Annotated in this window: 19 protein-coding genes; 3 read left to right on the plus strand and 16 right to left on the minus strand. The window is 69.8% G+C overall.

The window, feature by feature from the left end:
• The first annotated feature begins 27 nt into the window (after positions 1-27).
• Entirely contained in the window at positions 28-753 is a 726-nt protein-coding gene (locus tag HPO96_RS24830) for a DUF4190 domain-containing protein (RefSeq protein WP_171676541.1), read from the plus strand.
• Here the strand turns inward: HPO96_RS24830 and HPO96_RS24835 are convergent, their stop codons facing one another.
• The 4 genes from HPO96_RS24835 to HPO96_RS24850 are packed head-to-tail and all read right to left on the minus strand — an operon-like array spanning position 754 to position 4,560.
• Positions 754-1,101 (minus strand): DUF4190 domain-containing protein, encoded by a 348-nt coding sequence (locus tag HPO96_RS24835; RefSeq protein WP_171676543.1) that lies wholly within the window; start codon positions 1,099-1,101, stop codon positions 754-756.
• Between the two features lie 9 nt (positions 1,102-1,110).
• Positions 1,111-2,460, minus strand: a complete 1,350-nt coding sequence (locus tag HPO96_RS24840; RefSeq protein WP_171676545.1) for a M16 family metallopeptidase — start codon at positions 2,458-2,460, stop codon at positions 1,111-1,113.
• Positions 2,457-3,758 (minus strand): M16 family metallopeptidase, encoded by a 1,302-nt coding sequence (locus tag HPO96_RS24845; protein WP_171676547.1) that lies wholly within the window; start codon positions 3,756-3,758, stop codon positions 2,457-2,459. The genes HPO96_RS24840 and HPO96_RS24845 overlap by 4 nt, the downstream gene beginning before the upstream one ends.
• 22 nt (positions 3,759-3,780) lie before the next feature.
• Positions 3,781-4,560: an inositol monophosphatase family protein gene (locus HPO96_RS24850; RefSeq protein WP_171676549.1), complete on the minus strand. Its 780-nt coding sequence runs from the start codon at positions 4,558-4,560 to the stop codon at positions 3,781-3,783.
• 90 nt (positions 4,561-4,650) lie between these two features.
• Between HPO96_RS24850 and HPO96_RS24855 the strand changes: the two genes are divergently transcribed.
• A complete protein-coding gene (locus HPO96_RS24855) occupies positions 4,651-5,142 on the plus strand; it encodes a DUF2231 domain-containing protein (RefSeq protein ID WP_171676551.1) in 492 nt (163 codons plus the stop codon).
• Here HPO96_RS24855 and rsgA read toward each other — a convergent pair.
• The 6 genes from rsgA to HPO96_RS24885 are packed head-to-tail and all read right to left on the minus strand — an operon-like array spanning position 5,135 to position 11,157.
• Positions 5,135-6,133, minus strand: coding sequence for a ribosome small subunit-dependent GTPase A (gene rsgA / locus HPO96_RS24860; protein ID WP_171676553.1), 999 nt, complete (start codon positions 6,131-6,133; stop codon positions 5,135-5,137). The genes HPO96_RS24855 and rsgA overlap by 8 nt on opposite strands.
• A complete protein-coding gene (gene aroA / locus HPO96_RS24865) occupies positions 6,133-7,404 on the minus strand; it encodes a 3-phosphoshikimate 1-carboxyvinyltransferase (RefSeq protein ID WP_171676555.1) in 1,272 nt (423 codons plus the stop codon). Before aroA ends, rsgA begins: the two co-directional genes overlap by 1 nt.
• Before the next feature lie 46 nt (positions 7,405-7,450).
• Complete coding sequence (locus HPO96_RS37660; RefSeq protein ID WP_184999650.1) at positions 7,451-8,653, minus strand: hypothetical protein; 1,203 nt, start codon at positions 8,651-8,653, stop codon at positions 7,451-7,453.
• Positions 8,653-9,777 (minus strand): hypothetical protein, encoded by a 1,125-nt coding sequence (locus tag HPO96_RS24875; RefSeq protein WP_171676557.1) that lies wholly within the window; start codon positions 9,775-9,777, stop codon positions 8,653-8,655. The genes HPO96_RS37660 and HPO96_RS24875 overlap by 1 nt, the downstream gene beginning before the upstream one ends.
• A gap of 26 nt (positions 9,778-9,803) precedes the next feature.
• Positions 9,804-10,382: a DoxX family protein gene (locus HPO96_RS24880; protein WP_171676559.1), complete on the minus strand. Its 579-nt coding sequence runs from the start codon at positions 10,380-10,382 to the stop codon at positions 9,804-9,806.
• A 52-nt stretch (positions 10,383-10,434) separates the two neighbouring features.
• Complete coding sequence (locus tag HPO96_RS24885; RefSeq protein ID WP_171676562.1) at positions 10,435-11,157, minus strand: DsbA family oxidoreductase; 723 nt, start codon at positions 11,155-11,157, stop codon at positions 10,435-10,437.
• Between the two features lie 39 nt (positions 11,158-11,196).
• On the opposite strand from HPO96_RS24885, the gene HPO96_RS24890 reads away from it, so the two are divergent.
• A complete protein-coding gene (locus tag HPO96_RS24890; protein ID WP_202886355.1) occupies positions 11,197-12,078 on the plus strand; it encodes a phosphotransferase in 882 nt (293 codons plus the stop codon).
• Positions 12,079-12,102: 24 nt separating this feature from the next.
• On the opposite strand, the gene HPO96_RS24895 is transcribed toward HPO96_RS24890, so the two are convergent.
• From HPO96_RS24895 to aspS, 6 genes are all read right to left on the minus strand, one after another.
• Positions 12,103-12,882: an alpha/beta fold hydrolase gene (locus tag HPO96_RS24895; protein ID WP_171676564.1), complete on the minus strand. Its 780-nt coding sequence runs from the start codon at positions 12,880-12,882 to the stop codon at positions 12,103-12,105.
• Positions 12,882-13,598 (minus strand): alpha/beta hydrolase, encoded by a 717-nt coding sequence (locus HPO96_RS24900; RefSeq protein WP_171676566.1) that lies wholly within the window; start codon positions 13,596-13,598, stop codon positions 12,882-12,884. Before HPO96_RS24900 ends, HPO96_RS24895 begins: the two co-directional genes overlap by 1 nt.
• 127 nt (positions 13,599-13,725) lie before the next feature.
• Positions 13,726-16,389, minus strand: a complete 2,664-nt coding sequence (locus HPO96_RS24905) for an ATP-binding protein (RefSeq protein WP_171676568.1) — start codon at positions 16,387-16,389, stop codon at positions 13,726-13,728.
• 18 nt (positions 16,390-16,407) lie between these two features.
• On the minus strand, positions 16,408-17,664 hold the full coding sequence (locus HPO96_RS24910) for an ArgE/DapE family deacylase (RefSeq protein ID WP_171676570.1): 1,257 nt from the start codon (positions 17,662-17,664) through the stop codon (positions 16,408-16,410).
• Positions 17,665-17,671: 7 nt separating this feature from the next.
• Positions 17,672-18,541, minus strand: a complete 870-nt coding sequence (locus tag HPO96_RS24915) for a phosphotransferase family protein (protein WP_171676572.1) — start codon at positions 18,539-18,541, stop codon at positions 17,672-17,674.
• Complete coding sequence (gene aspS, locus HPO96_RS24920) at positions 18,541-19,830, minus strand: aspartate--tRNA(Asn) ligase (protein WP_171676574.1); 1,290 nt, start codon at positions 19,828-19,830, stop codon at positions 18,541-18,543. The genes HPO96_RS24915 and aspS overlap by 1 nt, the downstream gene beginning before the upstream one ends.
• Positions 19,831-19,872: the final 42 nt, after the last annotated feature.

Below are 19,872 nucleotides of genomic sequence, written 5' to 3' on the forward strand. Positions count from 1 at the left end.
CCGGTCCGCGGGGTCTACAGTCCGACCATGAGCCAGACTCCACCCCCGGCCGGCCCTCCCGACCAGCCGTATCCAGGCCCGCAGCCGGGCCAGCCGTACGCCGGCATGCCGCCGCTGGCGGGTAACCCGGGGCCGGACTACGGCCCGCCGTACGGCGCCGGTCCGCAGCACTGGGGTGCGCCGGTGCCACAGCGGAAGTACAGCCTGCTGGCGATCTTCTCGCTGGTGCTGGCGATCCTCGGCACGACGGTGATCGCGCTGGTGATGGGAATCGCCGCGCTGCTCCGGATCCCGTCGCGCAACCAGCGGGGCAAGGGGTTCGCGATCGCGGGCATCGTGATCTCCTCGCTGTGGATCGTGGCGATCGCGATCGCGGTGGCGATCCCCGGCGGCGGTGAGCCCACCCGCGACGCCGGCGGGCAGGTCACGACGACTCAGACCGCCCGGCCGACGGCGCTGCGGGTCGGCGACTGCGTGGCCGAGATCATCGAGGTCACCGAGGTCAACAAGGTCGAGATCGTCCCGTGCTCCGGGCCGAACGGCGGCGAGGTCTACGCCGTGTTCGAGCAGCCGGCCGGCGACTGGCCGGGGACAGCCGCCGTGGTCGCCGCGGCCGAGAAGGGTTGTACCGATCGGTGGATCCAGACCAAGCGCAAACTCGCGCCTACCTCGGACATCCTGTACCTGCACCCGATCGAGTCGGGCTGGCGGCTCGGTGACCGCGGCTTCACCTGCCTCGTCGTGCCGAAGTGATCAGACGGTGCCGAAGACGACGATGGCGATCATGCCGAGCAGGAAGATGACGCCGAGGATCAGCAGGACGGTGCCGATGATGCCGAGGATCTTGCCGGCTTGGGCCATGCCGCGGTTGTTGTAGACGCCGGGGCTGGCGTCGATCTCGCGGACGGCCTGGTTGCCCAGCCACCAGGCCACCGGCGCGAGAACGATGATGCCTGCGCAGAGCGCGACCAGGCCGAGCACCAGGGAGACGGTGGCTCGGCTGTGGTCCTGGAGGACGCCGTACGCCGGGCGGTCCGGGAAACCGGGCTGGACCGGGTAGAACTGCTGGGGCCGGTCCGTGGGCCGCTCGGGGGTCGACATCGTGCGCTCCTAGGTCAGTTCGATCGGGTCACCCAGCCCGAGGTCGGCGAGCTGCGGGCGGACGTCCTTGGCTTCCCCTACGACGACGACCAGCAGCCCGTTGGTTCCCACCCACTGGCGGTAGGCCTCGGTTGCCTCCGCCGCGGTGGTGGCCGCGATCCGCTGCATGTAGGTGTCCGCGAAATCGACCGGTACGCCGTTCGCGAGGTTGCTACCCACCTGCTGCACGATCGAGTCGGCCTGTTCGTAGCGTAGCGGAGCAGTGAGGGTCAGACTGTCCTTCGCCTCGCGCACCTCCTGCTCGGTCAGGCCGTCGCGGGCCTCCCGGAGGATCCGCAGCGCGTCGGTGATGGCCGCCCCGGTCACCTCGGTGCGGACCGAGCCGCCGAGTGTGAACGTGCCGCCCTTGCGCGGTGCGGTGAAGCTGCTGCGCGTTCCGTACGTATAGCCCTTCTCCTCGCGCAGCACGGTGTCCACGCGGGAGGTGATCGTTCCGCCGACCACATGGTTGGCCACGGCCGCCGTACCCCAGGTCGGATCCCTGCGGTCCGGACCGGCGCAGCCGATCACCAGCTGGCTCTGCACCGAGCCCGGGCGGTCCACCAGGACCAGCCGGTCGCCGGGCAGGTACAGCGGCTCCGGAGCCTCCAGCGCGGGCCCGGCGGACGACGTCCAGTCGCCGAACGCGTCGTCCACGATCGCAGCGACGTCCACACCGGTGGCGTCACCGGCGAACAGGATGTGCGCCCGCTCCGGGCCGATGTTGTTCCGGTAGTACTCCGCGACCTGCACGTTGGTCAGCGGACGGATCGTGTCCGGCGTACCGGCGGTCGGACGGGAGCGCCGGGTCGAGGCGTCGAACAGATGCGCCGCGAACGCCTCCCGCGCGCGGTAGCCCGCGTTCGCCTTCTCCTGGTTGATCTCGCCGAGGCGGATCGTCACGTGCCGACCGACGTCCGCCACGTTGAACGCGGGCCGGGTGACGGCCTCGGCGAGCAGCTTGACGGCCGGCGCCAGCTGCGACACCGGGACCGAGATCTCCACGTGCAGCGCGTCCGAGCTGACGTCGACGCCGTACGCCGCGCCGTGCCGCTCCAGAGCCGCGGCGAAGTCGTTGGCCGAGTGCAGCTCGGTGCCCTCGTCGAGCGTGCGGGACATGATCGTGGCGACGCCTTCGAGCTCACGCGGCTCGGAGAACAGCGGCATGGCGATCGTCACCCGGACGGTCGCGACGTACTGGCCGGGGCGGTCGAAGACGTGGACGGGCGTCCCGGCGCGGGTCGCCGTGGTGGTCGACTCGGGGAACTTCCACGGCCGGGGCGCGCCGACCGCGGGCGGGGTGGTCAGAATCTGGCTCATTCCTGCTCTCCAGCCTCTTCAGCCGTGCCGTTCTCGTTCTGGCGGTACGTCACCTGGGCGCGCCCGGTGGCGCGGATCCACTCCCGGGCGGCGGCCTGGACCTGCTCGACCGTCACCGCGCGGACCTGGTCGATCCGGGTGTTGATCCGGTTCGGGTCGCCGAACAGCAGCGCGTGGTGGGAGATCTCGTCGGCCCGGCCGGCGCAGGTCGACAGCTGCTCCAGCCAGTCCCGCTCGGCCTGGGCTTGGACCGTCGCCAGCTCGTCGGCGGTGATACCGCCCTCGGCCAGCTTCTCCACCTCTTCGAGCAGCGCGTCCTCGACCAGCTGCAGGTCAACGCCGTCGGAGGCGATACCGGTCAGCGTGCCGAACGAGACGCCGCCGATCAGCGGCAGCGCGCCACCGGAGACCGACTGCGCGATCTGCTCGTCGCGGACCAGCCGCCGGTTCAGCCGGCCGCTCTGCCCGGCTGCTAGGACGTCGAGGGCCAGACCGGCTGCGTCGAGCTCCGGCGTCCCGTCCGGCGGGAGGCGGAACATCATCGTGACCAGATCGGACGGTACGTCGTCCAGAACGTCGTCGCGGAGCACCTCGGTCAGCGGGCCGATCGTGCCGTCCGGAGCGGGCGGCGGCGTCGGAATGGCCGGGAGATGCCCGAAGTACCGCTTGGCCGCGTCGAAGGCGTCCTCGACCGATACGTCGCCGACGATGGTCAGGACGGCGTTGTTCGGGCCGTAGTAGGTGCGGAAGAACTGGTGCACGTCCTCCAGGGAGGCGGCGTCCAGGTCGGCCATCGAGCCGATCGTCATGTGCGCGTACGGGTGGCCCTCGGGGAAGGCCAGCTTGACCAGCCGCTCGTAGGAGTCGCCGTACGGGCGGTTGTCGTAGCTCTGCCGCTTCTCCTCCTTCACCACGTCCCGCTGGTTGTCCAGGTTCTCCAGGGTGAGGGCGTCGAGCAGGTAGCCCATCCGGTCGGCCTCCAGCCAGAGGGCCAGATCCAGCCCGCCGCTGGGCAGCGACTCGAAGTAGTTGGTGCGGTCGAAGAAGGTGCTCGCGTTCAGGCTGCCGCCGGCGGTCTCGAGCAGGCTGAAGTGCTGGCCTGAGGTGACGTTGCGCGAGCCCTGGAACATGAGGTGCTCGAACAGGTGCGCGAAACCGGTCAGCCCCGGCGGCTCGTGCCGCGAGCCCACGTCGTACCAGAGATTGACAGCGACGATCGGGACCGCGCGGTCCGAGCTCACGACGACCCGCAGGCCGTTGTCCAGCGTCTGCTCCGCGAGGGGGTAGTTCAGGGGCATGCCGCCACCCTACGTGGTCGGATCAGGCCAGGCGCTTGAGCACCTCGTCGTGCAGCCGGCCGTTGGTGGCCAGGGCGTTCGGGCCGTTCGGCCCGGGGACGCCGTCGACGGAGGTGAACTTGCCGCCGGCCTCGTCGACGATGATCGCCAGCGCGGCCATGTCGTACAGGTTCAGCTCCGGTTCGGCGGCGATGTCGACCGCGCCCTCGGCGACCAGCATGTACGACCAGAAATCGCCGTACGCGCGGGTGCGCCAGCAGTCGTCCATCAGACCGGCCCACTGGTCCTTCTTGTCCAGCTTGTCCCAGCCCTTGAGGGAGGAGTAGGACAGCGACGCGTCCTCGATGTTGCTCACGTCGCTGACCCGGCAGGGCTGTGAGGAATGCAGCGCGCGGCCGGTCCAGGCACCGTCGCCGTACGAGGCCCACCAGCGCTTGCCGAGCGCCGGAGCCGAGACGACGCCGACTACTACCTGGTCTTCGATCATCAGACTGATCAGAGTGGCCCAGACGGGGACGCCGCGGACGTAGTTGGCGGTGCCGTCGATCGGGTCGACGACCCAGCGCCGTACGCCCCAGCCGGTGGTGCCCTCCTCCTCGCCGACGAACGCGTCCCGCGGGCGGGCCCGGGAGAGCGTCTTGCGCATCACGTCTTCGACCTTCTTGTCCGACTCGCTCACGTGCGTCATGTCCGGCTTCATGGCCACGTGCAGGTCGAGCGCCTTGTAGCGGTCCATCGTGGTCGAGTCCGCATCGTCGGCCAGGATGTGGGCGAGCCGCAGGTCATCCGTGTGCGAGGGCATGGCGGAAGGCTAGCCTGTAGGTGAGGTGAACCGAATGCGGGTTCAGATCGTGCAGTGGGTATCAGAACTTCACGACTGCCTGGAGGCGTCATGTTCGAGCGCTTCGGAGACCTGCCGATGCACGTGCTGGTCATTCACGCCGCTGTGCTGGTGCTACCGGTGTCCGCCCTGACTGCGATCGTTTTCGCGCTCGTGCCGCGCTGGCGGTGGCTGCTGCGCTGGCCGGTGCTGCTGCTCGGTCTGGGCTCCCTGGTGCTGGCGTACGTCGCCAAGGCCAGCGGAGAGGCCTTCGTCGCCGCGGTGCCTACTCTGGCCAAGGCGGTCGAGGTGCACAAGGAGCACGGCGACCTGCTGTTCATCTTCTGCCTGATCTTCGCAGCGGTGGCCGTTGCGGCCTTCCTGATCCTGGGCGGCCCGTCGGCCCTTGCCAGCGGCAAGGGCGCCAAGGAGGGCCGTGGCCGCCCGCTGGAGCTGGTGACGAGCGCAGCTGTGGTCGTGATCGGCGTCCTGGTGATCTACCAGACCATTCGCACCGGTGACGCCGGTGCGAGGGCGGTCTGGGACGGGCAGCTGCCTAAGTAGTCGGCTCCGGGTCGCGCTGCTCCCGCCCTTCGCGGCTGGCGAGCAGCCGGCGGAACGACGACACCCGGTCGGCTTCGGTGCGCCCCTCGGCGACAGCCTCGTCGAGGGCGCAGTCCGGCGCCGTCTCGGTGTGGGTGCAGCCGCGGGGGCAGTCGGCCGTGATGTCGGCCAGGTCCGGGAAGGCGTCGATGAGCTTGTCGGGCTCGACGTGCGCCAGCCCGAAGGATCGGATACCCGGGGTGTCGATGATCCAGCCGCCCTCGGGCAGCCGCAGTACGACGGTGCTGGTGGAGGTGTGCCGGCCGCGGCCGGTGACCTCGTTGACGATGCCGATCGCCCGGTTCGCGTCCGGGATCAGCCCGTTGACCAGGGTGGACTTTCCGACGCCGGAGTGCCCGACCAGCACGCTGGTGCGGCCATCCAGCTGCTCGCGGAGCGCGTCCAGGTCGCCGCCCTGCTGAGTGGCCACGGACTCGACCCCGAGCGGGCGGTAGATGTCCAGCAGCGGAGTCGGGTCGGCCAGGTCGGTTTTGGTCAGACAGAGCAGCGGACGCATGCCGGCGTCGTACGCCGCGACCAGGAAGCGGTCGATCAGGCCGGTGCGCGGCTCCGGGTTCGCCACCGCGACCACGATGACCAGCTGGTCGGCGTTGGCGACGAGCGGACGCTCGACCGGGTCGTCGTCATCGGCCGACCGGCGCAGCAGCGTCGTCCGCGGGACGACCTCGACGATGCGGGCCAGCGTGCCCTCCTCGCCGCTGGAGTCGCCGTCGAGTTTGACCTGGTCGCCGACGATCACGCCCTTGCGGCCGAGCTGCCGGGCCTTCATCGCGGTCACCTGGCGGTCGTCGACCCAACAGGTGTAGCGGCCGCGGTCCCGGGTGGTGACGAAGCCGATGACGGCGTCGTCGTACGAGGGGCGGTCCTTGGTCCGCGGCCGGGTGCGGCGCTTGGGGCGGTCGTACTTGGCCTCCTCGTCGTACCGCGACATCAGCCGACGAGCCCCGACCAGAGTTCGGGGAATTCCGGCAGTGTCTTCGCCGTCGTCCCGATGTTCTCGATCAGCACGCCGTCGACGAGCAGCCCGAGCACTGCGGCCGCATGCGCCATCCGGTGGTCGTGGTAGGTCGCGAACAGGCCGCCGTGCAGCGGCTTCGGGCGGATCTCGAGCCCGTCGGCGGTCTGGGTCACGTCGCCGCCCAGCGCGTTGATCTCGCGCTCCAGCGCGGCCAGCCGGTCGGTCTCGTGGTTGCGCAGGTGCGCGATCCCGCGCAGGTACGACGGCCCGTCCGCAAGCGCGGCCACCGCGGCGATGACCGGGCTCAGCTCACCGACCTCGCTCAGGTCCAGATCGGCGCCGACGACGCGGCCGGTGCCGCGGACGGTCAGCCCGTCGGCGGTCCGACTCGCCTCCGCGCCGAGACGGCTGAAGATCTCGGGCAGGTGTCCGCCGGGCTGGGTGGTGTGCTCCGGCCAGCCGGTGACGGTCACCTCTCCGCCGGTCAGGACGGCGGTGGCCAGGAACGGCGCCGCGTTCGACAGGTCGGGCTCGATGGCGGTGTCCAGCGCGCGAATGGGGCCGGGGGCAACCACCCAGCGGTTCGGCTCGGCGTCGTCGACCTGGACGCCGCGCTCGCGCAGCATCGCGACCGACATGTCCAGGTGTGGCTGCGAGGGCACGGGCTTACCGTCGTGCCGGATGTCGACGCCCTCGTCGTACCGGGCGCCGGCCAGCAGCAGCGCGGACACGAACTGGCTCGAACCGGAGGCGTCCAGCGTGACCTGGCCGCCGCGCACGGAGCCGGTGCCCGACACCGTGTACGGCATCCGGCCGGTCCCGCCGTCGTCGATCCGGACGCCGAGGGCGCGCAGCGCGTCCAGGATCACGCCCATCGGCCGCTCGCGCGCGTACGCGTCGCCGTCGAAGGCGACCAGGCCGTCGGCCAGTGCGGCCACTGGCGGCACGAAGCGCATCACAGTGCCGGCCAGGCCGCAGTCCACGCTCGCCGGGCCCTTGAGGGAGCCGGGCGTCACGGTGACCGTACTACCGCTCTCTGTGATGCCCACGCCCAGCGAGGTGAGCGCCGTTCGCATCAGAGTGGTGTCGCGCGCGCTGAGGAGGCCCGTCAGGTGCGACGGGCCGTCAGCGATGGCTGCGAGGACCAGAGCCCGGTTGCTGATCGATTTCGACCCCGGCACCGTCACCCGGCCACTGACCGCTCCGGTGGCCCGCGGCGCCGCCCAGCCCTGCTCCTGGCTCATCCCACTCCCTCAGCTCGTCTACCCCTTGAGCCTAGGGCATCCGCTGCTACTGGAGCTTCCAGCCTTCCGGCAGGGTGAGGCTCGGCGTCCCCGCGTTCTTCGGCAGCTTCGCCACCGGGAGGGCGTCCGGGTAGGAGTAGTTGACGACCTGGATGCCGTCCGCGTCGTCCGGCATCCCAGGGCCCTCGGTGCCACGCTGGAAGGCCGCAGCGGGCCGGAGCGTCGCGGTGTCCACGTAGTAGACCATGTGGATACCTTCCTTCGGGCCGAACGGGTTCGACCACGGCAGCACGCTCGGATCGAGCCCCGCGTCCCGGTAGGACCACAGCGGGATCTGAGAGCCCCACGACTGTCCGTCGCTCAGCACTGCCGGTTTGAAGTCGACCACCTGACGGATGTAGGTCTTGCCGTTCGCCGAGAGCAGCGTCGGCTGCGCAGCGTTCACGAAACCCTTCGCCGCCCGCATGTACGCGATCGCCTTGTCCGCCTGCTCGGCGGTCATGCCACTGCCGGCCACACCGTCGTTCGCGCCCAGGTAGTACTTCTGAGTGCACTTCTTGCTCGGACTCCGAGCCGGCCGCCACTGCTGGAAGACGTTCGACCACTCCATCTCTTTGCCGTCGACGCACATCATGTTGTACGGCGACTTGTCCTGTTCGATCGGTGCGTCGAGCAGGCTCTCGAAGTAGTAGTACTTGTCGCTCTTCAGGTCGACGGCGTAGTCGCGGACGGCGTACAGCTTGCGTGACTCGAAGGCCTCTTCGCTCGGGAAGGTCGTGGAAATGACCCGCTCGATCGGTGCGACCATCTGGCGCTTCATGACGCCTTCGTGGAACGCCTGGGGGTTCACCTCGGCCAGCGCCTCGGCGGTGACGGGCTGACCGGGCTCGAGGTTCTTGGCGTTCTTCGGCGGCGCGCCGCCCGTGGCCGCGTCTTGGTCGCCAGAGGTGGCGCGCCAGGCGACCACACCGCCGACGGCAACGACCAGCACGAGCGCAACGGCGCCGGCGATGATCAGCGGCGTGCGGTTCTTCTTGGGCGGCTGTTGCGGCTGGTAGAAGCCCTGCGGACCACCGGGGTGCTGCTGACCCGGGTACGGCTGCTGGCCGGGGTAGGGCTGCTGAGGAGCGCCGTACGGTTGCTGCGGCTGCGGTGGGTACTGCTGTTGGGGAGCCGGCTGCTGCTGGTTGACGGGCTGCCAGGCACGGCCGTCCCACCACCACTGGCCGTCGTCGCTGTAGGTAGGCATTATCGAGTCTTCCAGCCTTCGGGCAGATTGAAGGTGAGCGTGCCGGGCCCCTTGGGCTGCTTGACCTGGGGGACCGCGGCCGGGAACGCGTAGTTGACCAACTGGACGGTCTTGTCCGGGTACGACCCCGCGGCCGGTACCGACGCCTGGTACGCCGCGACCGGCAGCAGCGTCTTGGTGTCGAGGTAGTAGACCATGTGCAGACCCGCCGCCAGGTTGAAGGGCGTTGCCCAGAACCAGCGCGCGGAGTCCCGGTTGTGCCCGCAGTCGCGGAAGGCGAACTGGGAGACCGCGGTCCCGTAGGGCTGGTCGTCGCGGATGATGGTCTTGAAGTCGACCACTTGGCGGATGTAGGTCCGGCCGCCGGTCGTCAGCAAGGTCGGCTGCGCCGCGTTCAGATAGCCGTCGCCCTCCTGGTGGAAGTAGGCGAGCACCCTGTCGGCCTGTTCGGCGGTGAGTCCGCTCGAGACGATTCCGTCCACGGTGAAGAACGGCTGGCGGGTGCAGTCGTCGTCGCCCTTGTCCTCCTGCCAGCCCAGCCCTTCGCCGTCGATGTACATCATCGACTTGCCGTCGATGCACTTGCGATCGGTGGTGCCGGTGCCGCTGAAGCCGGTGTACTCCAGGGAGAACTTGTTGGTTCGGTGGTCGACGGCGTAGTCGGTGATCGAGTAGTCCTTCTTCTCCAGGAACTTCTCCGGGTTCTCGAACCGGATCGTCTTCAATTGGCCGATCGGGGCCACCATCTGCCGCTTGAGGAAGCTCTCCACGAAGGCCTGTGGATGCACCTCGCTCAGCGTCTGCGCGGTGACCGGCTGACCGGGCTCGATGATCTTCGCACCCGCCGGCGGCGCGCCGGTCGCGGCGGGCTCATCGCCGGACAGGTTCTTCCAGACCAGCGCGCCGCCGACCGAGGCGACCAGGACGAGCGCCACAGCGCCCGCAACGATCATCAGCGTGCGGCTCTTCCGCCGGGGCGGCTGCGGTGCCTGCTGGTGGAATGCCGGCGGCGGACCGGGGTAGGGCTGCTGCTGCGGCATGGGGTGCTGCTGGGGCTGCTGGGTGACGGGCTGCCAGGCTCGGCCGTCCCACCACCACTGGCCGTCGTCACTGTACGTAGGCACGGCCTACAGAGTAGAGGTGAGTCAGGTCAGCCGAGGTGCAACTCGGCTTTGGCGAGTCGAGCGGCTGCCTTCGCTTCGCGGGCCAGCTGGCGCGCTTCACGCTTGGCTGCCTTGACGCCGCGCTTGGTCTCGCGCTTCGTCGCCTTCGCGCCGTGCGACGCCCGCCAGGCCACACCAGGCTTGCCCTCGGTGTCGACGATGGCGAGCAGCAGCCCACCCATCAGACCGAGGTTCTTCATGAACTGGACCCGCTGCTGGGCCTTGGCGGCCTTGGAGTCCTCCTGCCAGAACGCATGCCCGGCCAGCGTGGTCGGCACCAGCGAAGCGGCCAGCAGCGTCGCACCGAGGCGACGGCCGCGGCCGGTTGCCAGTGCGAGCCCGCCGACGACCTGGGCGGCGCCGTTCAGCCGGACCAGGTTCGCAGTCGTGTCGGGGATCCGGTCGCCGATCTGGGGCGGCGCGGCCTTCCGCAGTACCGGTACGAGCCGGTCGGTCACCGGCTGCGCCTTGGCCACCAGCGGCTCCGGGTTGCGGACCGAGTTCGCACCCTGAACGACGAAAATGACGGACAGCAACGGCCTGGCCAGTGCACGCACGACAGTCATGCCTCCTTCATACACCACGTCACGAGGTCATCCCGGTACCCAGGGCCAACCGTCAGATGGCGCAGCCGTCCGGCCCGCAGGTCGTGTCGTCCGAGTTCGGGGCGGTGATCAGCGTGACCGGCTTGCGGTCGGCGTTCGCCCGCCGGAGCGCCTCCTGGAACACCTCCAGCGGCTGGGCGCCGCTCACGCCGTACTTCTGGTCGATGACGAAGAAGGGGACGCCGTTGGCGCCGTACGCGAGTGCCTGCGCCTGATCGGCGGCGACGTCGTCCGCGTAGTCCGTACCGGCGAGCACCTCGGCCACGCGGTCGGCCGGCAGACCGACCTCTACCGCCAGCGTCGTCAGCGTGTCGGCGTCACCGACCGGGAGGCCATCAACGAAGTATGCCTTCAGCAACCGCTCCTTGAGCTGGCTCTGCGTGCCGGCCGGCAGTTCACCGCTGGTCTGCACCTCCAGCGCCAGGTGCAGCAGCCGGTGCGCATCCAGGGTGTTGGCCGACTTCGCGTCCTCCAGGTGGTACTCCAGCCCGACCTCGGCGGCGGCCAGTGTCACCTGCTCGTTGGCCTGCACACCCCACGCTCGATCCCGGCCGTACTTCTCGCCCAGGCGAGTCGGCAGGTCCCGCGGGTCGTCGTTCGAGGACGACGGGTCCAGCTGGAAGCTGTGCCAGACGATCTCCGCGCTGTCGCCGCTCTCCGCCAGCGCCTGCTCGAGGCGGCGCTTACCGATGTAGCAGAACGGGCAGACGACATCGGACCAGACATCAATACGCATGACACTGCAAACAACACCGATATCGAACCAATTCCAGATGTGACGCGTCTGACGCGCGTGGAGCTCACCGAAAGCCTCATCCGGACCCTGCTCACCGAACAACACCCCGATCTGGCCCACCTGCCGCTCCGTGAGGTGGTCGGCGGCTGGGACAACCAGATGTGGCGCCTCGGCGAAGACCTGGCCGTCCGCCTGCCCCGCACGCCGCGTGCACCCGAGCTCCTCCAGCGGGAGCGGAACTGGCTGCCGACTCTGGCCGAGCGACTGCCGCTGCCGATTCCGACTCCGGTGCGGCTCGGCGAGCCATCGGAGCGGTTTCCGTCGCCGTGGCTGATCACGCAGTGGGTGCCGGGCGAACCCGCCGACCGCGAGTTCATTACTGCGGACGAGTCCGGCACAGCGCTGGCCGACTTCCTGCGGGCGCTGCATGTCCCCGCCCCCGCCGACGTGCCGCAGGAGGCCCGCGGCGGGCTGATGCGGCAGGAGAGCATCGAGCACTTTGCCGGGAGCATTGAGCCCTCGACGGCGGTCCGCGACATCTGGGCGGATGCTGTGGCCGCGCCTGCGTGGGACGGACCTGCGGTATGGGTGCACTCTGACCTGCACCCGGCGAACCTAGTAGTCGCTGACGGGCGGCTGGCTGGCGTCATCGACTTCGGTGACGTGGGTGCCGGCGACCCGGCGGTGGACATCTCGGCCGCGTGGGTACTGCTGCCGGACGGTGCGGCCAAGCGATTCTTTGCGGCCTATCCGATGGATGAGGCCACCTTCCGGCGGGCTCGGGGGTGGGCCGCGTTCCGGGCGCTGTTCGTGCTGGCGATGGCTGTGAACGGGGAGAGGGGGCTTGCTGGGGGTAAGCCGACCTGGCGGCCTGCGGGGGAGGCCGCCATGGAACGGGTGCTCGGCCGGTCCACCCGGTGAGGGGTGGACCGGCCGAGCGGTGGTTCAGCGAGCGGCCTGCTCGATGGTGCGGGTGACGAGCGACGGCTCGGACAGCATCACCAGGTGCGAGGCACCCGGCGCTTCGACGATCTTGGCGTTGGCGCGCTTGGCCATGAAGCGCTCCCCGGCCGGTGCGATCGCCCGGTCCTTGCCGGCGATGACGGCGTACTTCGGCAGGGCGGCCGGAGCGCTGTTCGGCACGGTCTCGGTGAAGACCGAGGCGGAGACCGGGCGCTGCGCGGCACCGAGGACGTCGGCCTGCCGGGTCGGCAGGTCGGCGGCGAAGACCCAGCGGAAGGCGTCCGGCTTCATCACCAGGTCCACGCCACCCGGGTAGCTGATCGCGTTGGTGGTCTTCTCGTTGATCTCACTGCCGGGGAACTGTGCGTTGAGTGCACCGATCGTCTCGCCCTTCTGCGGGACGAACGCGGCTACGTAGACCAGCGACTTCACACCGGGCGTTCCGGCGAGCTGAGTGATCAGTGCGCCGCCGTACGAGTGTCCGACCAGCACCTTGGGGCCAGGGATGCCGGCCAGGACTCCGGTCAGGTACTCCGTGTCGGTAGCGATGCTCCGGAGCGGAACAGCCGGTGCGACGACGGTGTAGCCGTCACGCTGCAGCTTCTTGGTCACCTCGGACCAGCTGCCGCCGTCCGCGAACGCACCGTGGATCAGGACGACGGTCGGCTTCGGCTCCGGCTTGTGCGTGGCGACCGCGGTGGTGGCTCCGGTCAGCGTGATGAGGACACTGGCAGCAGCGGCGAGGACGCGACGGATCTTCATCAGTTCGCGCCACCCTCGACCGCAGTCGCGATGAAGGCGGCGACGGCCTTCGGCTGCGAGACGGCGACGGCGTGCGAGCCGTCGACCTCGATCGTGGTGGCCTTGGCACGGGCCGCCATGGTCCGCTGGCCCTCCGGGTGGATGGCTTCGTCACCGGTCGCGACCAGCTGGTAGACCGGCAGCCGCTTCCAGCTGGCGGGGCCGGACTTCTCCTCGAAGGCCGCGGCGGCGATCGGCCGCTGCGTGCGGCCCAGCAGGTCGGCGTCCGCGACGTCCGCGGCGAACAGATGCTGGAACTTGGCCAGGTCGATGCTGAGGAAGGTCTCCTCGCCGCCGTCGCCGGTCGGCAGCTGGTGCGGGACCAGACCGGAGCCGAAGTCGTTGGCGGGGAAGCTGCCGAGCAGGTCCTGCAGGCTCTCGCCCTCGTCCGGGACGAACGCGGCGACGTAGACCAGCGCGGTCACGTTGTCGGCGAGGTTCGCGGTGTTCGTGATGACCGCGCCGCCGTACGAGTGGCCGACCAGCACGACCGGGCCGTCGATCTCCCGGACCTGGGCGGCGATCCGGCCGGCGTCGTACGCCGGGCCGTGCAGCTCGTTGGACAGCGCCACCGCGGGGATGCCGCGGCTCTGCAGCTCGGCGATCACGCCGGTCCAGGACGAGTTCTCGGCGAACGCGCCGTGCACCAGGACCACGGTGGGGGTCTTGTCGGTCATTGTTCTCGCTCTCCTTCAGTAGGTGATGCATGAAGGATTGCTCGATCACCTGCTCCGGCGGATCGACCGATCACCCGAACTTGTCAGGGCCGAACGAGGGGACGCCGGACGTCGGTGCACCCGAATCTCATGCGTTCGGGGGAGGGGCGAACCGCTCCAGCACCAGACGGGTGAGCTGGACCCTGGAGTTGACCCCCAGCTTGCCGAAAACCGACCGCAGGTGGGTGCCGACCGTGCTGGCCGAAACGACCAGTTGTTCGGCCGCAGTCCGGTTGGTGTGGCCCTCCGCGACCAGCAGCGCGACTCGGCGTTCCATCGGCGTCAGCGCCTCCCAACCAGCCTCGGCTCGGGCCGGCACGGCCGCCCAGCGCCGTCTACGCACACCGGCCGCCTGCAAGGTGGCTTGGATCCGCCCGGCCGGCGCTGTCGCACCGAGCGCGGTCAGAGCGTCGAGGGCGTGCTCCAGTGTGGCCACACCGACGCTGCGGTCACCGGACTCCAGCTCGGTCCGGCCGTACCGTTCCTCGGCCAGCGCGAGGAGCAGCGGCCGGTCTGCGCGCCTGAGCTGTTCGCAGGCGGCAGCCAGCCGTTTGAGGTCGGTACCGGCTGACACGAGCTCCAGCGCGCCGAGCGCGGCCAGGCAGGGGCTGGCTTCAACCTGTGCGCTGATGAGGTCCGCTGCGTCGGCCCGGGCGAGCATCTCGATCCGCTCCGGGAAACCGTGCGGTACGTCGCGCAGACGCACTACGGCCTGGTCGTCGCCGTCCACGATTGCCAGCAGCGCACGAATCGTCGGATCGGTGCCGGCTATCTCACGGGCCTGGGTGCTCTGGTTGCGGAGGAGAGCAACCAGAGCCAACAGCTGGTGAACCGACGGCAGCAGGCGGATGTCGTGGAAGTCCTGCATCCAGCGCATACAGGTCTGCGCGACCGTCTCGGCGATGTCCAGGTTTCCGGAGGCGTATTCGAGTCGCGCGTGCAGAACACCCAGCTGGGCAGCAGACTGCCAGTCGCCGGCGGTCATCAGCTCACGGATCCGCTTCAGCGCGGCGGGCAGCTCGTCGGTCTCGGCGCGGCAGTACAGCTCGCCGACCTCGAGCAGGGTGTCCGGCAGACTGCCGACATCGGCCGGGGCCCGTCGTGCGTCGGCGTAGTGATCGCGGGCTGTCGCGTAGCGGCCTTCGGACTGGGCCACCTCGGCCGCGGCGACCGACAGGATCGCGCGCGCGACCGGGTCGGTGGCAGTGGGGAGCATCTCCGTCGGCGACACCTCGCCGGGGGTGACGAGCGTGCGGTACGCCGTCAGCCGCTCGGTCAGGTGGGCAGCGGCACCTGGAGCGAAGAGGTCTTCGCGGCTGAGCCGGCCGACAGCCCACTGCCTCGGTGCCAGCTGGAGTCGCACCGATGCGCGCAGGTCGGGGGTGATCGGGCCCTGATAGAGCGGCGTACCACCGAGCAGGTCGTCGGCGAACGCTACGGCGCGGTCGTACTGGAAGGCGGCGAGCAGGATGGTGATCACGTCCGCGCCGACCTCCGCCCGCAGCGGGTCGTCGGGAGCGGTGAGGTCGAAGGCTTGCTGGATGACCTCTGCCGCGGTGGTCGACATGGTCGTGAGCAGCTCTTGGGCGGCTTGACGAAGCGTGGCTACCGCGGCGGTGTCACCTTGCTGGGCGACTGCCAGCACGTGCGGAGCCGCGACGGCAGCGCCGCGCCCGGTGGCCAGCAACTGGTCGGCAATCGCGCCGTGCAGTGCACGCTGCGCGGACGGCGGCACGTCGGCGAGCACCGCTGAGCGCAGGAGCTCGTGCTGGAATCGCAGCGCTGACCCTGCATCGATCAACAGCCCGGCGCGAATCGCCTCATCCAGCGCGGCCGCCAGCTTGGCCACCGGGTCGGACATGAGCGCAGCGACGTCCTCCAGCCGGAACTCACTGCCGAAGACAGCAGCAGTGCGGACCAGCATCCGCGCCTGTTCGGACAGACCGCTCTGGCGGCGACGGACACCTTCGACGAGCCCGGAGGGGAGTGCGCCGGTGGTCACGGACGCCGCCAGTAGCGGACCGGTGACTCGGGCCGAGGTGGGCTCGGCCTTCGCACCGTCCAGGTACAGCCCGGCGATCAGTTGCTCGGCCAGAAACGGGCTGCCCTGGACTCCTGCCAGCTGGACGGCGAGATTCGGGTCGACGGGGGCGTTCAGCCGGTCCTTGGCCAGGTCCTGGATCGCATCCGCGCTGAGCGGCCGGAGCTCGATCGTCTCGACCGGGACCTGGGCGCCGACCGCATTGACGAGCTGATCGGTGACACCGCCCGGAGCGGGCCGGGCCGCGACCAGCCAGAGCAGTTGGTGGCTGGAGAGTCGAGCGATCAGCACGCGCAGCGAGAACGCGGTCAGCGGGTCGGACCACTGCGCGTCGTCCAGGACGATCAGCGCTTTGGTGCCGTCCAGCCGACGTCCGACCAGCTCGGCCAACCGTTCGGCGAGCCAGAGCGGCGACGCGTTGAGTGCGGCCAACTCCATGAAGTGGCCGGTGTCGATCAGCGGCTGCTTACCGGCGCGCAGTGCGGGCGCCAGCGAGGACAGTGGGCTGATGTCGTCGGTCTGCTGCGCGGTGGCGCTGGCGACGAGGAAGCCCTGCCGCTCAGCCTGCTCGGCCGCAGCGGCGAGCAGCGCCGACTTACCCAGCCCGGGCTCACCGGTGACGACGGCCAGCGAGGCCTGGCCACCCTCAGCTGCCCGGAGCGCCTCCAACAGCCGCCCGAGCTCCTCCGAACGACCACGCAACGGCCCCATAGCGCCGTTTCTATCAGCTCAGGCGCAACGGCGGACGGCAAGGAGGGCGTACGCGCGGGTAGCGTGCAGCACTTCGGACAGTACGACGTGCTCATCGCTGGCATGTGCGTAGCGGACGTCGCCTGGGCCGTACTGCAGTGTCGGGATGCCCACGGCGGCGTACTGACGCAGGTCGGAGCCGTACGGCGCGCCCTTCACCTCAGGGGTCGGAACACCCGCGTCGACCGCCGCCTGCAGTGTGTCGGGCAGCAGCGGATCGCCGTCCGGCAGCAGGCCCGAGGCGAACTCACCGCCGGGCCACGTCACCGTCACCGGGTGGTCGCGTAGCCAGTCGTCCTGGACACAGGCAGCCGCGACGGCCGCCTCGAACGCGGCCCGTGCGGTGTCGACGGACTCACCGAGGCGGACGCCGTACCGGCCCTCGGCGACCAGCAGATCGGGGACAGTGCTCGCCCAGTCACCGGCCTGGAGCGTGCCGACCGACAGCGGGTTCGCCAGGTCGAGGTGGGCCAGTAGCGGGTGCGGGTCGAGGTTGCGCTCGACCTCGAAGGCTTGGAGCGCACTCTGCAGCACGGCGAACTTCTCGATCGCGCTGACGCCGCGGCTGCGCGTCGAGCCGTGTGTCGCCAGACCAGGCACCTCCAGGCGGAAGGTGAGCGAGCCGGCGTTTGCTGGGATGACCGCGCCCGCAGTCGGCTCCGCGATCAGACACGCCTCTCCGGTGTGGCCACGGCGCAGCGTCGCGAACGCACCCGCACCGCCGTCCTCCTCACCGAACACTGTGTGCACCGCCAGCGGCTTCCGCAGCTCCACACCGGCGGCAGCAATCGCAGCCACCGCTCCGAAGATCGCAGCGACGCCGCCCTTCATGTCACACGTGCCACGCCCCCACATCACGCCGTCCTCGACCCGAGCCGCAAACGGATCGCGATCCGGCCACTGCGCAAGGTCACCGGGCGGCACCACGTCCACATGCCCGTTGAAGATCAGCCCCGGCGTACCGTCACCACCCAGCACGCCAACACACCCCCACGCCCGCTCCCGAGCCACCTCCCATCCGGGGAACGCCGCATCATTAGTGAGCGCCGGCAGGTCGATATCCCAGTGGTCAACGCGCAGACCGAGCCCCCGCAGCCGCTCCGCACACCACCCCTGGATCTCCCCCTCAGCTGCGCTGCCATCCACACTCGGAATCCGCACCAGCTCCCGCAGCTCCGCGACCACCCGCTCGTCGTCAACAGCCGCCAGCACCTTCTGCTCGACCGCACTCACCATGCGCCCATCATCCATCCAGCAGCTCAAGCACCCGCCGCGCGCCCACAGCCACCTGCTCTTCGGACTCCGGCCACACTTCTCGCGCAAACGCGGCAATACTCGCCCACGCCGACCCAGCGCAGACCGCCACCGTCGCCCGGCCCGCAGCCTGCAGCGCTGCCTCCAGGAACAGCGCGTCGACTCCTGCGGGGGCGCCGTCCCGCGCGGCCGAGGTAGCCAACGCCACCAGGTCGTAGGCCCGGGAGCCACCGCTGGCAGCTTCGACATCGACGATGCCGCTCAGCTGCCCATCCACCACCAGTAGGTTGCCGACGTTCAGATCCCCGTGCACCAGGTCGTCCGCCGGTAACTCCACCTCCCGGTACGGCCGGCACAACACCTCATACCGCTCGATCAGCTCGGCCGCTTCGCCGCCGTACGAGCGGAGCCGCTCCCACATCCCGTCCCAGCCCTCGAAGACGATGCCGTGCACGTAGTCCGACCAGTTGGCCTCCCGATCCGACACCAGCCCGCGCTGTAGCTCGCACACCGTGATCAGCTGCTGCGCCAGCGACTCGTCGATGACGGACGCGTCGCGCACCGGCGTCCCAACGGCGAATTCCTGAAGCTGGTAAGGCGATCCGGCCGCAGTAGTACCGACGGCCAGCCACTCCGGTGTCGGGTAGCCGACCGCCCGGGCCCGGCGGACGAGTTCGTCCGCACGCCGTACCCGCGGTGCCCAGCCCGGGTCGTCACTCCACTTGAGGACGACCCGGGACTGGTGGTCGGTGAGCTCGAAGGCTCCGGTTTGGAGGCCACCGGTCAGTCGTCGAGCGAGCTGGTAGGTGGTGCCCAGGGAAAGGTTCAGCTCGGCGACGACTGACTCGGTGGTGTCCATCAGGGCGTCAGGCGGTGGAGGTCGCGGGGGAAGAGGGTTACCTCGCGGACGTTTTCGGCTCCGGTGAGGCGGGCTACGAAGCGTTCCAGGCCGATGGCGAAGCCGCCGTGGGGTGGCATGCCGTGTTTGAAGGCCTGGAGGTAGCTGCTGTACGCCGGTGCGTCGGCTGACTCGCCACGGGCGGCCAGCGCGGCGACGTAGTCGCTGTAGCGGTGCAGACGTTGACCACCGGTGACCAGCTCGACGCCTCGGAAGAGGAGGTCGAACGAGTTGGACCAACGAGGGTCGGACGGCTGCGGGTGGGTGTAGAAGGGCCGCTTGACCATGGGGTAGCCCTCGACCGCCACGAACGCGCTGCCGTGCTCACGGAGCGCCCACTCGCCGATGGCGCGTTCGTCTGCCGGTGCGAGGTCCGGCTCGTCCGGGTTGGCGCCGGCGATCTTCAACGCCTCGGTGAAGTGCACGACCGGTACGTCGACCGGAATCTCCGGGAGGGTGATGCCCAGCCGCTCCACGGCGCCGGCTGCGCGCTCGCCCACCGCTGCCAACATGCCGGCGATGACAGAGCGCAGTACGGCGAGTACGTCGCGGTGGTCGGTGATGAAGCCGAACTCGGCGTCCAGTGAGACGTACTCGGCCAGATGGCGCACTGTGTCGTGCGGCTCGGCCCGGAAGACCGGACCGACCTCGTAGACACGTTCGAAGACGCCAACCATCGTCTGCTTGTAGAACTGCGGCGACTGGGCCAGGTACGCCGGACCGCCGAAGTAGTCCAGTGCGAACACGTTGGCGCCGGACTCCGTTGCCGTACCGACGATCTTCGGCGTCTGGATCTCCGTGAAGCCCTGTGCGTCCGTGCTGGCTCGGAAACCGTGCAGCGCCGCCGCAGCGATCTCCCACCCGGCCCGAACCGCCGGATGCCGCAGGGCGACCGGTGCGTTGTCCAGTACAACGGGCAGCCCAGCACCGACCGACGGACGCCACAGCTCGATCGGCGGGGTGACGGCCGGTTCGGTCAGCGGCTCGATCACCGGGTCGATCAGCTCGGCGCCACCGGGCGCCTGCGGGTTCGCGGCGACCGTACCGGTCACCTGCACGACTGTCTCCTCACCGAGCCCGTCCAGCTGGGCTTGGGCCTCCGGCCCCTTGACGACGATCTGGCTGAGGCCGGACCGGTCGCGCAGGATCAGGAAGCTGACGGCGGCGAGCCGTCGTCTTCGGTGCACCCAGCCGGCCACCGTGACGGTCTGGCCCACTGCTGAGGGGATCTCATGGCTGAGAATGCGCATTGCTGTTTCACCTCCAGGTCTGTTCTCGAACCCCGGAGGTGT

Source organism: Kribbella sandramycini, assembly GCF_013131805.1.
Taxonomy (GTDB): domain Bacteria; phylum Actinomycetota; class Actinomycetes; order Propionibacteriales; family Kribbellaceae; genus Kribbella; species Kribbella sandramycini.